General features: G+C 59.6%; 14 protein-coding genes. 8 read left to right on the top strand and 6 right to left on the bottom strand.

Annotated features, from left to right (window positions below):
* Positions 1-4 precede the first annotated feature (4 nt).
* The gene (locus tag DA915_RS12135) at positions 5-907 is read right to left on the bottom strand and encodes a branched-chain amino acid ABC transporter permease (RefSeq protein WP_004430050.1); all 903 of its coding nucleotides are present in this window, start codon (positions 905-907) and stop codon (positions 5-7) included.
* Positions 908-1,242: 335 nt separating this feature from the next.
* Between DA915_RS12135 and cysQ the strand changes: the two genes are divergently transcribed.
* From cysQ to DA915_RS12160, 4 genes are all read left to right on the top strand, one after another.
* A complete protein-coding gene (cysQ, locus tag DA915_RS12140; RefSeq protein WP_107675907.1) occupies positions 1,243-2,031 on the top strand; it encodes a 3'(2'),5'-bisphosphate nucleotidase CysQ in 789 nt (262 codons plus the stop codon).
* A 332-nt stretch (positions 2,032-2,363) separates the two neighbouring features.
* Positions 2,364-3,383: a DUF2793 domain-containing protein gene (locus tag DA915_RS12150; RefSeq protein WP_107675909.1), complete on the top strand. Its 1,020-nt coding sequence runs from the start codon at positions 2,364-2,366 to the stop codon at positions 3,381-3,383.
* 191 nt (positions 3,384-3,574) lie between these two features.
* Positions 3,575-3,850, top strand: coding sequence for a DUF1153 domain-containing protein (locus DA915_RS12155; RefSeq protein ID WP_004430042.1), 276 nt, complete (start codon positions 3,575-3,577; stop codon positions 3,848-3,850).
* A 222-nt stretch (positions 3,851-4,072) separates the two neighbouring features.
* Positions 4,073-4,354 carry a GNAT family N-acetyltransferase gene (locus DA915_RS12160; protein WP_020812199.1) on the top strand — a complete coding sequence of 94 codons (282 nt, stop codon included), beginning with the start codon at positions 4,073-4,075 and terminating at the stop codon, positions 4,352-4,354.
* Positions 4,355-4,565: 211 nt separating this feature from the next.
* Here DA915_RS12160 and DA915_RS12165 read toward each other — a convergent pair whose 3' ends face one another.
* Together DA915_RS12165 and DA915_RS12170 are read right to left on the bottom strand one after the other, a co-directional pair.
* Complete coding sequence (locus DA915_RS12165) at positions 4,566-4,769, bottom strand: DUF1059 domain-containing protein (RefSeq protein WP_004430026.1); 204 nt, start codon at positions 4,767-4,769, stop codon at positions 4,566-4,568.
* A gap of 287 nt (positions 4,770-5,056) precedes the next feature.
* Entirely contained in the window at positions 5,057-5,407 is a 351-nt protein-coding gene (locus DA915_RS12170) for a flagellar export protein FliJ (RefSeq protein ID WP_003491821.1), read from the bottom strand.
* Positions 5,408-5,887: 480 nt separating this feature from the next.
* On the opposite strand from DA915_RS12170, the gene ctrA reads away from it, so the two are divergent.
* Positions 5,888-6,592: a response regulator transcription factor CtrA gene (gene ctrA, locus DA915_RS12175; RefSeq protein WP_003522926.1), complete on the top strand. Its 705-nt coding sequence runs from the start codon at positions 5,888-5,890 to the stop codon at positions 6,590-6,592.
* A gap of 223 nt (positions 6,593-6,815) precedes the next feature.
* Complete coding sequence (locus DA915_RS12180) at positions 6,816-7,331, top strand: GNAT family N-acetyltransferase (protein WP_107675910.1); 516 nt, start codon at positions 6,816-6,818, stop codon at positions 7,329-7,331.
* Positions 7,332-7,383: 52 nt separating this feature from the next.
* Here DA915_RS12180 and DA915_RS12185 read toward each other — a convergent pair whose 3' ends face one another.
* The 3 genes from DA915_RS12185 to chpT all read right to left on the bottom strand — a co-directional run bounded on the left by DA915_RS12185 (position 7,384) and on the right by chpT (position 9,829).
* The gene (locus tag DA915_RS12185; RefSeq protein WP_192886475.1) at positions 7,384-8,430 is read right to left on the bottom strand and encodes an alpha/beta fold hydrolase; all 1,047 of its coding nucleotides are present in this window, start codon (positions 8,428-8,430) and stop codon (positions 7,384-7,386) included.
* A gap of 137 nt (positions 8,431-8,567) precedes the next feature.
* Positions 8,568-9,095 carry a GNAT family N-acetyltransferase gene (locus DA915_RS12190; RefSeq protein WP_020812026.1) on the bottom strand — a complete coding sequence of 176 codons (528 nt, stop codon included), beginning with the start codon at positions 9,093-9,095 and terminating at the stop codon, positions 8,568-8,570.
* A gap of 86 nt (positions 9,096-9,181) precedes the next feature.
* Positions 9,182-9,829, bottom strand: a complete 648-nt coding sequence (gene chpT, locus DA915_RS12195; RefSeq protein ID WP_004430002.1) for a histidine phosphotransferase ChpT — start codon at positions 9,827-9,829, stop codon at positions 9,182-9,184.
* A 252-nt stretch (positions 9,830-10,081) separates the two neighbouring features.
* Here chpT and DA915_RS12200 point away from each other — a divergent pair, with 252 nt between their 5' ends.
* Together DA915_RS12200 and DA915_RS12205 are read left to right on the top strand one after the other, a co-directional pair.
* On the top strand, positions 10,082-10,678 hold the full coding sequence (locus tag DA915_RS12200) for a DUF1134 domain-containing protein (protein WP_020011624.1): 597 nt from the start codon (positions 10,082-10,084) through the stop codon (positions 10,676-10,678).
* A 143-nt stretch (positions 10,679-10,821) separates the two neighbouring features.
* The coding region (locus DA915_RS12205) for a hypothetical protein (protein ID WP_107675911.1) at positions 10,822-11,660 on the top strand (839 nt) is incomplete at its 3' end.

Raw genomic sequence — 11,660 nt, forward strand, 5'->3', positions numbered from 1 at the left:
GGGATCACACCTTCTCGACTTCCGGACGACCGAGAATACCGGTCGGCTTGAAGATCAGCACGAAAGCCAGAATGCCGAATGCCGCGACATCCTTGTAGGCGATGGAGAAATAGGCCGACCACAGCGATTCAATGAGACCGATCAGCAGACCGCCAAGAACAGCGCCCGGAAGCGAGCCGATGCCGCCGAGAACGGCCGCGGTAAACGCCTTGACGCCGGGAATGAAGCCGTCGCTGAACGAGGCAACGCCATAATACATCAGATACATGGTGCCCGCGACCGCAGCCAGCGCCGCACCCATGATGAAGGTGATGGAGATGGTCTTGTCGACATCAACGCCGAGCAATGCGGCCATCTTGCGGTCCTGTTCGGTGGCGCGCTGCGCCCGGCCGAGCGGGGTCTTGTTGACGATATACCAGAAGGCGAAGAGCAGCACCGAGGTGACGACCATGATGATCAGCTGCTTCAGCGAGACGGTAATGGCGCCGAAATGATAGCTTTCCGTCACCATGGACGGGATCGGCTTGTTGCGCGGACCCTGGGTGACCTGGATGAAATTGGACAGCGCGATCGACATGCCGATGGCAGTGATCAGCGGTGCAAGACGGAACGAACCTCTGAGCGGGCGGTAGGCGACGCGCTCGATCACCCAGTTCCACAGGCCGGTCATCAGCATGGCGACGACCATCATCAGAAGCAGAAGAAGCGCCACCGGAATGCCGGCGACAAAAGATGTCACGATCAGGAAAACGATCAGCGCGGCGAAGCCGCCAAGCATGAAAATATCGCCATGGGCGAAGTTGATCATGCCGATGATGCCGTAAACCATCGTATAGCCGATAGCGATGAGGCCGTAGATCGATCCAAGAGTCAGCCCGTTGATGAGCTGCTGGATAAAATACTCCATGTCTTTCCCCCGGGCACGACCTCGAATGGGTCACGCCTCGTTATGTTAATTATAGGGGAAGCCTTTCAGGCAGACCCCCACCCTCAAAATGCATATCGTGTTCGTTAAAAATGTGAAGTCAAAAACGGGCGATCCTGCACAAAATTTGGAATTTCCACATGGACTGCCGCTTTCCCGGTCAAAAGAGCCATGATTTTGGCAGGAAGTGCTGAAAAAATGACGGTTGGATGCTTATTTTAGCATTGTCCAATGCCATTATTTGACGGGCAGCGGGCAAAGGAGTAGCGAATATCGGAACGGCGATATCCCGCAGACGGGATACAATTGGCAAAGAGATGATCGACATATTGACGAAAGCGGCGCTGGACGCCGGGCAGGCCATCATGGCGGTCCATCGCGCCGGCCCACATGTGTCATACAAGGACGACTGTTCGCCCGTGACCGAGGCCGACCAGCGTGCCGAGGTGATCATCCTTGCGGCGCTGGTCCTCCATTTTCCAGACATCCCCGTGGTGGCCGAAGAGGCTGTCTCAAACGGCATCCTGCCGGAAACCGGTGCGGAATTCTTTCTCGTCGATCCGCTTGACGGCACCAAGGAATTCATTGCCGGCAAGGACGATTTCACCGTCAATATCGCGCTCATCCGCAATGGTGTTCCGGTGGCCGGCGTCGTTTACGCCCCCTGCCGTGGACAGGCGTGGACGGGTGAGGAAAACACCGCCGAAAAGCTCGCAATATCAGGCGAAGGCGCAATCCTTTCGCGCCACCCCATCCGGGCGCGTCAGCGCGGCGCTTCGCCCGTGGCGCTGATCAGCCGCTCGCATTGCACGGCGAAAACGGAAGCCTTCGTGGCCGAGCACGGGCTGAAAGACTGCATTTCCGTCGGCTCCTCGCTGAAATTCTGCATGCTGGCGGAAGGCGCTGCCGATATCTACCCCCGCTTCAGCCGTACCATGATGTGGGACACGGCCGCCGGCGACGCCGTGCTGCGCGCCGCAGGCGGCAGGACGCTCGATTGCGAGGGCAGGCCCCTTGTCTATGCGGTGAGGGGCGATGGCGAGGATGCGCTGGCCAATCCGGACTTCATTGCCGAGGGGGCGATGGCGGTGGAACACGCGGGGTAACAGGCGCTCGGCGTTTCCTCGGCTCTTGCAAAGCGCGGATCGATCTCCGCTTCGGCGTATGAGGCTCCCCCCCTCTGCCCTGCCGGGCATCTCCCCCTCAAGGGCGGAGATCAGCCGGAGGCACTACCACCACTTCATTCGCAAATGCTGAGATGGGCGAAGCCTGCCCGCGAGTCGATCTCCCCCCTTGAGGGGGAGATGCCCGGCAGGGCAGAGGGGGGTAAGCCGCGCCCACCAAGGCCCAACAAAATAATCCATCCCCACTCATCCCCACCCCACGTCCCCCCGTCACAATGCCCCGCAAGGAAACACCACAACGCGGAAGGCACATCATGACGGAACAGACGGCGAGACTTCGGCTTCCTTACATCCTGCCCTCACAGGCCCAAAAACACGTCACCCACAACGAAGCCCTGCAAAGGCTGGATGCAATCGTGCAGCTCACCATCAAGGCTGCCGTTGCCGCCCCGCCCGAGAATGCGGCCGAGGGCGATTGTTTCCTGCTGACGCCGGGCGCCACCGGCGATTGGGTCGGCAAGGGCGGCAGGCTCGCGTTCCGGCAGGATGGCGCGTGGCTCTTTATAGTACCGCAGCCGGGCTGGACGGCATGGTTTGCGACCGAGAGCAAATATCGCCTGCTGCAGGACGGGAGCTGGCGCGACCTGCCGCTGCCGGCCACCGGCCGGCAGGAGCGGCTGGGGATCGGCGCGGAGGCCGATGACACCAACCGGCTGGCGCTCGCCTCCCCCGCCAGCCTCTTTACCCATGCCGAGGAAGACGGCAGCCACCGCATGACGATCAACAAGGCGGCAAAGGCCGATACCGCCACGCTGCTGTTCCAGTCCGGCTGGAGCGGCCGGGCGGAAATGGGCCTTGCCGGCCATGACGGGTTTTCGATCAAGACCAGTGTGGATGGCACCTCCTGGCACACGGCGCTTCTGTGCAGCGGCGATGGCCGGGTCTCGATGCCCAACCGTCCGCTTGCCGTCGCCGGCATGCCCTCTGGCTCGGCGGCGGGTTTTTCCGTGCTCTTCATCGCCGAGGGCGGATTTGCGCTCGGGGAAACCTTGGGAACCGGCGGGCGTGAACTCGTCGTTCCGGCAAAGGGCCTTTATCTGGCAGCATTGTCGCTCGCCGTGGCCTCCTCCTCCGGCCACCGGGTGACGCTTTTCATCAACGGTGCGGCGGCCAGTTTCGGCATGACAGGAAATGCATCGACCTCAGGCACACAGCAGTCGGCAACATCGATCCTTCCGCTCGATGCCGGCGACCGCCTGCGGCTGCAGCATGAGGGAACGGCGGAATTTACCCAGGGCAACGGGAAAACGTGCCTTTCGCTTGCGGCACTCTGACGGAAACAACCGATGAGAGAGAAAAATTGCGATTTTTGGAAAAATTTTTTCCCGGCAAAATAAGGCGACTCGAACAAATCAGGCGAAACCGTTCAAATTCTTAATAAATTGTCACGAGCTGCTTAGGCAATTTTTAAAGGTACCGGGATAGAGTTCCCGTCATATGGTCTTGAGTTTGTATAGAGTGTCCAATGACCGAAATGATACGCCCACGAGTTAAATATGTCATCGGCCCCGATGGCAGCCCTCTGACGATTGCGGATCTTCCGCCTGCCAATACCCGTCGCTGGGTCATTCGCAGAAAGGCGGAGGTGGTTGCCGCGGTACGCGGAGGACTGCTGAGCCTCGAGGAAGCCTGCGAGCGTTATACGCTCACCGTTGAAGAATTCCTGTCCTGGCAGTCCTCGATCTCCGATCATGGCCTCGCCGGTCTGCGCACCACGCGCATTCAGCAATATCGCCACTAAACAGTGCGCCGGCGCGGTAACGCGCCCCAAACCGAATTCCAGAACGCCCCGCCGGATCATCGACGGGGCTTTCGGTTTGATTTCGGATTTCTCCTGAAAACTGCCCGACAGAGCCGGTGATTGTCGCCGGTTTGTGTCCGCTGCGTTCGCTATCGCGCTGTTTCAATTCAGGCGCAAGCCGTTAGAGTGGCGAAAACGAACAGCAATGCGGAGGCAGAGACCATGGACATCAAGACCACCGAAACCGGATCGCGCGGCGAATATTCGGCGACCATCGACGGCCACAAGGCGGAGATGACCTATTCGCGCACCTCCCCTTCCCTCATCATCATCGACCATACCGGTGTGCCCGATGCGCTGCGCGGCAAGGGTGTCGGCCAGGCGCTCGCCGCCCATGCGATCGACGAAGCCCGCAAGGGCGGCTGGAAGATCATTCCGCTCTGCCCCTTCTTCAAGGCCCAGACATTGCGCCATGCCGAATGGGCGGATGTGATCCAGGGGTAAAAGGGTAGACATAAAGAGCGTTATGGCAGCTATCTACGGGTGTTTTGGCCAAAACGGAGCATCCACACTCCGTCACCCCGGCCTTGAGCCGGGGTCCAGCAAGCTCAAGTCATTGAGCTGAAAAGACACTTCTCGTTGCGCAGGCGCGCGTCGGCTGGATGCCGGATCAAGTCCGGCATGACGGCGGAGAGATTTTCAGGTGTGCCAGCAATCACGCCACCTTCAACGGCGGCGTCCCGGCATGCATGCTCCGGCGGACTTCTTCACGGAATTCCAGCGTATCCTCTGCGCCATGCACCGCCACGGCATGTTGCACGGCCGCTTCCATAAGCTCTTCTTGAGAATCGGCGGAAATGGCAACGGTGCATCTGCTGTCACTGGGGAATTCACGGCAATCGATATATTGGCGGGCCATTTTTTCCTCCCTGCAATAGCCGCCCGCGCCTGCACGGGGCGCGTGCGCGTAAAAGCCTCCGGCTCACGGTCGGAACCCCCGTAAAATACGCCTTTCCCCACTTCCGGACAATCGAAATCGGGCCTGATCGTCCCAGCGGGAAACACCGGCGACGCCGCAAGACAAAAGGCCGCCCTTAAGGAGCGGCCTTTTAAAAAAATGCACGGCGTCCCGTCATTGAAAGCCGCCTCCTGATCCACCGGCAGCCGTCAATGAGGACGATCATTCGTCAGCTTTTGCGCCTGTGGTCAGGCGCGGGCGCGGATGGCTCCGTCGCGGTTTTCCAGTGCGGCGGCCTTTTCATATTCGGCCTGCACCTCTTCCAGCGAAGCCTCGGCGGCCTCCTGCTGGGCCTTCAGCTCCCGGATCGAGACCTGAAGATTATCCGCCCGCTGGCGCGCGGCCTTGGCGAAGGTCGGATAGGCGAAATGTGTTGGATCGGTAATGCCCGACTTGCTCTCTTCCAGAGAGATCTGATGCACCAGTTCCTTTGCCATCCGCTCAAACTCGGACATCATCTGCTGCAGCTGGTTAAGCTGCCGGCGTTTTTCATTGACCTGAAATTCCTTCAGGCGAACCAGGCTGTCACGCGACTTCATACGCAATACTCCATGGATAGCGAGACCCGGATCAAAAAGGCACTATGCCCCCCTGACCGGCCCGTTTAACCCGCCCGTTTTTCCGTAAGGGTTGACCCCTGTCCCGGAATGATTCCCAAAAGTTACCCGACGTTAATAAAAAACCGCCGTCGTTAACCTTTCGTTTACGGGCATCGTTAATGATAAACACGATCATTTAAGGGTCGGTAAATGCCAGGTCCAAAAAAACGGGCCAGACGATGTAAGAGTCGATTGAATCACTTAGCGGGAAATCCTCACGTTGAGCTTCAATTTTGGCGATGGTGGATTCACGTGCAAAAACAGCGAAATGCCTTCTTTGCTTAATAAATTCGATACACCTTGCCAAAGGCAATTAGAATTTGTTAACCATTTGGTGGCAGCCTGCAAATCAGGCAACGTCTGGATCCGCATCGCGCGAGGCAATGATTTACCGGTTCGCGGGCGGCAAAGGGGATAATTATGCGGGTTCTACTTATTGAAGACGACAGCGCGACAGCGCAGAGCATTGAACTGATGCTCAAGTCGGAAAGCTTTAACGTCTACACGACCGACCTCGGCGAGGAAGGCGTGGACCTCGGCAAGCTCTACGATTACGATATTATTCTTCTCGACCTCAACCTGCCCGACATGTCGGGTTACGAGGTTCTGAGAACGCTTCGCCTCTCCAAGGTCAAGACGCCGATCCTCATCCTGTCCGGCATGGCCGGCATCGAGGATAAGGTTCGCGGCCTCGGCTTCGGCGCAGACGATTACATGACGAAGCCGTTCCACAAGGACGAGCTTGTTGCCCGCATTCATGCCATCGTCCGCCGTTCCAAGGGCCATGCGCAGTCGGTCATCGCCACCGGCGAGCTTATCGTCAATCTCGATGCCAAGACGGTTGAAGTGGGCGGCCAGCGCGTTCACCTGACCGGCAAGGAATATCAGATGCTTGAGCTGCTTTCGCTGCGCAAGGGCACGACGCTGACCAAGGAAATGTTCCTGAACCACCTCTATGGCGGCATGGACGAACCGGAACTGAAGATCATCGACGTCTTCATCTGCAAGCTGCGCAAGAAGCTCGCAAACGCCGCCGGCGGCGCAAACTACATCGAAACCGTCTGGGGCCGCGGCTATGTTCTGCGCGAGCCTGACGGCGCCACGGAATTCCTCGAAACCGCCTGATCCAATCCGGAACAGGACAGTTTTTAAAAGACCCGCTGGAAACGGCGGGTTTTTTGTTGCGATTTCTCTCCCTCATTGCTGTGCTTGTCACAGGAATCCAGCCAGCCCAAGTCCTTGGGTTGAAAGGACTTTCCGCCGCGCAGACGCGCGTCGACCGGATTCCTGTGACAAGAGCAATGAGGAGAGAAAGACCTGGCCACGCATCGCCAAAGGACGCCGGTACATGAACCACGCCATCCCAACCCTCAAGACGGATCGCCTGACGCTGCGCCCGCTGACCATGGCGCATTTCCCCGCCTATCGGAACTTCATGACGTCGCCGCGCTCCATCGGTGTCGGCGGACCATACGACCTGCCCTCAACATGGGGCGTGTTCTGCCACGATCTGGCCAACTGGTACTTTTTCGGCCATGGCGCGCTAATGATCGAGCTTGGCAAAACGGGGGAATGTATCGGCCAGGTCGGCATCAATCACGGTCCGCTGTTTCCGGAAAAGGAACTGGGCTGGCTGCTTTACGAGGGCCATGAGGGGCGCGGTTATGCCGCTGAAGCCGCCTCGGCGCTGCGCGACTGGGCCTTTGAAACCCTGAACCTGCCCACGCTTGTCAGCTACATCTCGCCGCAAAACCGCAAATCAGCGGCCGTCGCCGAACGAATCGGCGGAAGGCTCGATCCGGCAGCACCTCGTTCCGATCCCGAAGACCTCGTTTATCGGCACTATCAGGTAAACCCCGTTTGAAAGAGGGACGCCTTGCGGCCATTACGGTCGCGAGGCGTCCCGAAAATCCAACTTAGCGCATTTCCACTTTCAGAAAGCCGAGGATTGCCTCCGCGATCTGCGCATGGATGGCCACGCGGTCCCTGCCGCCGCCATCCCGGCAGACGAAACCTTCTCCCGGTGAAAGTTCCTCCACGATCTTTTCGCCGTTCGGCTTACAAATCTGCATGAAGCTGAAATGGCTGGCATCCGGTATGTCCCGATAAACCGTCGTCGCCTTTGGCAAATGCCGGGCGATGTATTCGGAATCGGCCTTGATGGCGGCGATCTCTGGTGTCTCCACACCTGCCGCCAGAACCAGAACCGGTACGCTGACGGCCTGCAGCGTTTCCGGCAGGAAACCGGCGGCCGGCCCGAGATCCAGCGCGATGGCGGCGCGGATGCGGGTATCCTTCAAATCCATCGAAAGCCGCGGATCGGCCTTGCCGTCACCAACAACCCCGACTTTGGCGAGCAGCCGGGGAGCCTTGCATTGCGGCGGGCGCTTCTCTGCGCTGCAATCCTTCAGGGCAAGATCGGCGCTGTATCGCGCGCCAACCAGTTCCATCGCGGTCCAGCCGCCGAGGGAATGGCCGATAACCGCGATGCGCGTCCCATCGATCCTGCCGGCGAATCGATCATCGCCAAGCAAGGCCGTCAGCGTTCTGCTGATATCGCGCGGCCGTTCCCACAATGGAACGATCTCGGTCGCATTTTCTTCGGTAAATGATTCGCCGCCGTGATCCGGAGCGGCCACGACATAACCTTCCCGAACAAGCTCGCCGGCAATCCAGTTCAGATCGCGCCAGCTGCCGCCAAAACCGTGCGACAGCAGCACGAGCGGACGAGAATCCTTAAGAAAAGAGGCATCCGGTTGAACCTCAAGACCGTAAAAGGCGGCATTTTCGCCGACGATCTCGCTTTTGCCCGAGGGCGCGGCCGGGTACCATAATGAAACGGCAAGCGTTCTCGCGCCCCCCTCATCCGGCAATTCGATCTGTTTAAAGCCGATACCGCTTTCCGCCCTTGCGGCCTGAGCAGTGGAAAAGATGACGAGTATCGCCAGAATGAAATAGCGCATGGGATGCTCCAGGAGTTGATATGGACCAACCCTTGGTTCAAACCGCCGCCTGCCGAGACCTCAAACAGGTTTCAGGTCGTCCTGAAACGCAATCGAGACAGCGACTCGCTCGCAAACGCTTCCTGTTATGCCGAGCGCTAGATATCCGCGATCCGCTCGAAAAGCCGCACGGGACTGTCGCGGAAGGTCGTTTCCCGGAAAGGACAGAAGCCGAAACGGGCGGCGATCGCGAGCGACGGCGCATTCAGCGGATCGATCATGCAGACGATCCGGTTCGATATGCCCTTGGCATCAAACCAGCCAAGGGCGGCCTGTACCGCTTCGCTGGCCACACCCTTGCCGGTCAGATTCCTGTCGATCTTCCACATGGCCTCCGGCGCGGTGTCGAAATCCGCGCCATGTCCACGGCGCATATGGGCCAGCCCCACCTCGCCGACGATTCGTCCCGTGGCGGTTTCCTCCACAACGAAGGGGCCGAAACCGAAGACGGACCAGTGGCCGATGAAACGCAGAAGCCGCGCGAAAGCGAGTTCGGGATCGAGCGGCGCGATCGAGCTCACGCCCGGGATCGGATGAACATCCGCGCTCCAGAAGGCGCAATAACGTGCTTCGTCCTCGATGGCATGCGGCCGCAGCAGGAGACGCGCGGTTTCGACACGGATCATGAGACCTCCTCCTCTGAAAAGAAAAAGGCCGGGCACTGGCAAAAGCCGGCCCGACCCCTGATGGCGTCACTGTCGCATCGAAACGATCACTCCGTAATCGTCTTCGCCGTAAACACGATGCGATCGTCATGCACCTTGTATTCCACCGCCATATTGGCCTCTTCGGCCAGAAGCAGCGTGTAATAGGGCTGGACGGAATGGGCGTCGACCGCCTCTTCCAGCCTGCCTTCGTAAATTTCCACGAACTTGGCCGGCACGCGCATCATCCGGCCCTTGACGGTGATTTCGAACCTGGCGTCGCCGTCAGGGCTTTCCAGCAGCACATCCACATTGCCTCCGCGCGGAATGGCGCCGTAAGACACGAGGAAGAGGTTGAGCAGAAGTTTGACACGATTCTTCGCAACGATGGCGCGCGGGCCGTTCCAGCTCACTTCCGCCTTCTTTTCGGCGGCGGCGAAATCCTGGGCGGCTTTTTCGGCCTCGCCGGTGTCGATCGACGCGCCGGCGGAGCCGGAAGCACCGAAAGCAAGGCGGGCGAACTTCAGCCGCACGGATGCGTTAAGGGCTGACGTGCGGATGAGATCGAGCGCATCGTCATCCGTGCCGCCCTCGTCCAGAAGTTCGAGGCCGTTATTGATGGCGCCGACAGGAGAAATAACGTCATGGCACACACGACTGCACAGAAGAGCCGCCAGATCGGGACCGGACAGCGTGATATTGAGTTTGCTGGTCATAAAATTCTCTCCTGCGCAAGGGAGGCGCGGACGGTGTGGAAATTGTTAAGCCATAATGACACCATATTTGGTAAACCGATTGTTAATAGGATGGTTTCAAAATGCCAAATGCCTTAACAGGCCACACTGGAGCCCCGTGTATCCGCAAGGATGCGCGAAACATGCTGTAGAACTTTGACTCTGCGCGACCGGCCCTTTCGAAAACCGATTCGGATTTTCGGGCTTATGCGCTAACGAAACAGACGGACGGACATGACGATGCGCCTTACGAAAACCCGCACCATTGCACGCCTCGGACTGGGAAAGATTGTCGCGCTCCTTGCGAGCCTCTTGATGTGGGTCGCACCGGCCTCGGCCCAGAACAGCGATCAATATTCGTTCCAGGAAGTCGTGGATGCAGGCCACGGATTCTTCGGTGAAACCACCGGCGGCCTTGCCAAGGTGGTGGAGCGCGCCTTCCAGCAATACGGTCTTCCGAACGGTTACATTCTCGGGCAGGAAGGCTCCGGCGCTTTCGTCGCGGGCCTCACCTATGGCGAAGGCACGCTTTACACCAAGAATGCCGGCCAGCACCCGGTCTTCTGGCAGGGCCCGTCGCTCGGCCTCGATTACGGCGGCCAGGGCACCCGCGCCATGATGCTGGTCTACAACCTGCCCTCCGTCGATGCGCTTTACCGCCGCTATGGCGGTGTGAGCGGCTCCGCCTTCATCGTCGCCGGCGTCGGCATGACCTATCTGAAGAGCAGCGACGTGACCCTCGCGCCGATCCGCACCGGCATCGGCGCGCGCCTCGGCATCAATGTCGGCTACCTGAAGCTCACCCAGCAGCCGACCTGGAACCCCTTCTGATTCGCTAAAGCCGGGGCGGGAGGAAATAACGGGCCGGTTTTGACGGTGCGACACCCCTCCCCACGGTTGCAATAATAGCGTAACGTGCTTTCGCGCCCCTCTTTCCGAATGCGCGCGTATCTGAGTTTCGGAGACTGTCCCGCGTGATCGAATATGCCATTCTCTTCGGATTGGGTTTTCTCACCGCAACCCTGCTGGCCCTGCTGATCGCACCCGCGATCCATCGCCGCATCGTCGCCTATACGGAAAACCGCATACGCGCGACGATGCCGATCAGCCCGCAGGAAGTCCGCGCCCAGAAGGACATGGCGCGTGCGCTCTACGCCGCCGAAAACGCCAAGGTCCGCCAGGAACTGGATACGGAACGGGAAAAGAACACCTCGCTGCGCCTCGCCAACGAAGCCGCTTCCAGCGATGCCTATCGCCTTGGCGAGCAGAACCGCAGCTTCTCCCTGAAAATCGAGGAGCTGACGCTGGAAATCGGCGAATTGCGCGCAGCGCTTGATGCCAGCGAAGAACGCGCCGGCATCATACAGGCGAACCTCGCACAACATGAGCAGGCCGCCAACGAGCGCGCCAGCCAGATGTCCGATCTCACCGCCCGCCTGACCAATCTGACGCGCGAACTGGATGACTCGAAAATCCTCGCCGCCACCCGCGATCTGGAGGCAGAACAGGCCAAGCAGAGCGCCACGCGCTTCCGCAAGGAAGGCGAAACGGCAACCCGTGAACTGCAGGACGTGGCAGCCCGTAACAAGGAAGCCATGACGGCGGTTGCCCGCGAAAGCCGCAAGGTCACCCGGCTGGAGGAACAGGTCGCTACGCTCATGGCGAAAAACGCCGATCTCGACACGATGCTGACGCTGCGCAACCAGGAAGCCGCCCGTCTCAAGGAACAGCTTGCCGCAACCGGCGGCCGCGCCAACGATATGATCATCCGCCTGCCGAACCCGGCCGTGCCGGTGGAAACGGCGGTAAACCC

This window comes from Agrobacterium sp. LAD9, assembly GCF_003031125.1.
GTDB lineage: Bacteria > Pseudomonadota > Alphaproteobacteria > Rhizobiales > Rhizobiaceae > Agrobacterium > Agrobacterium radiobacter.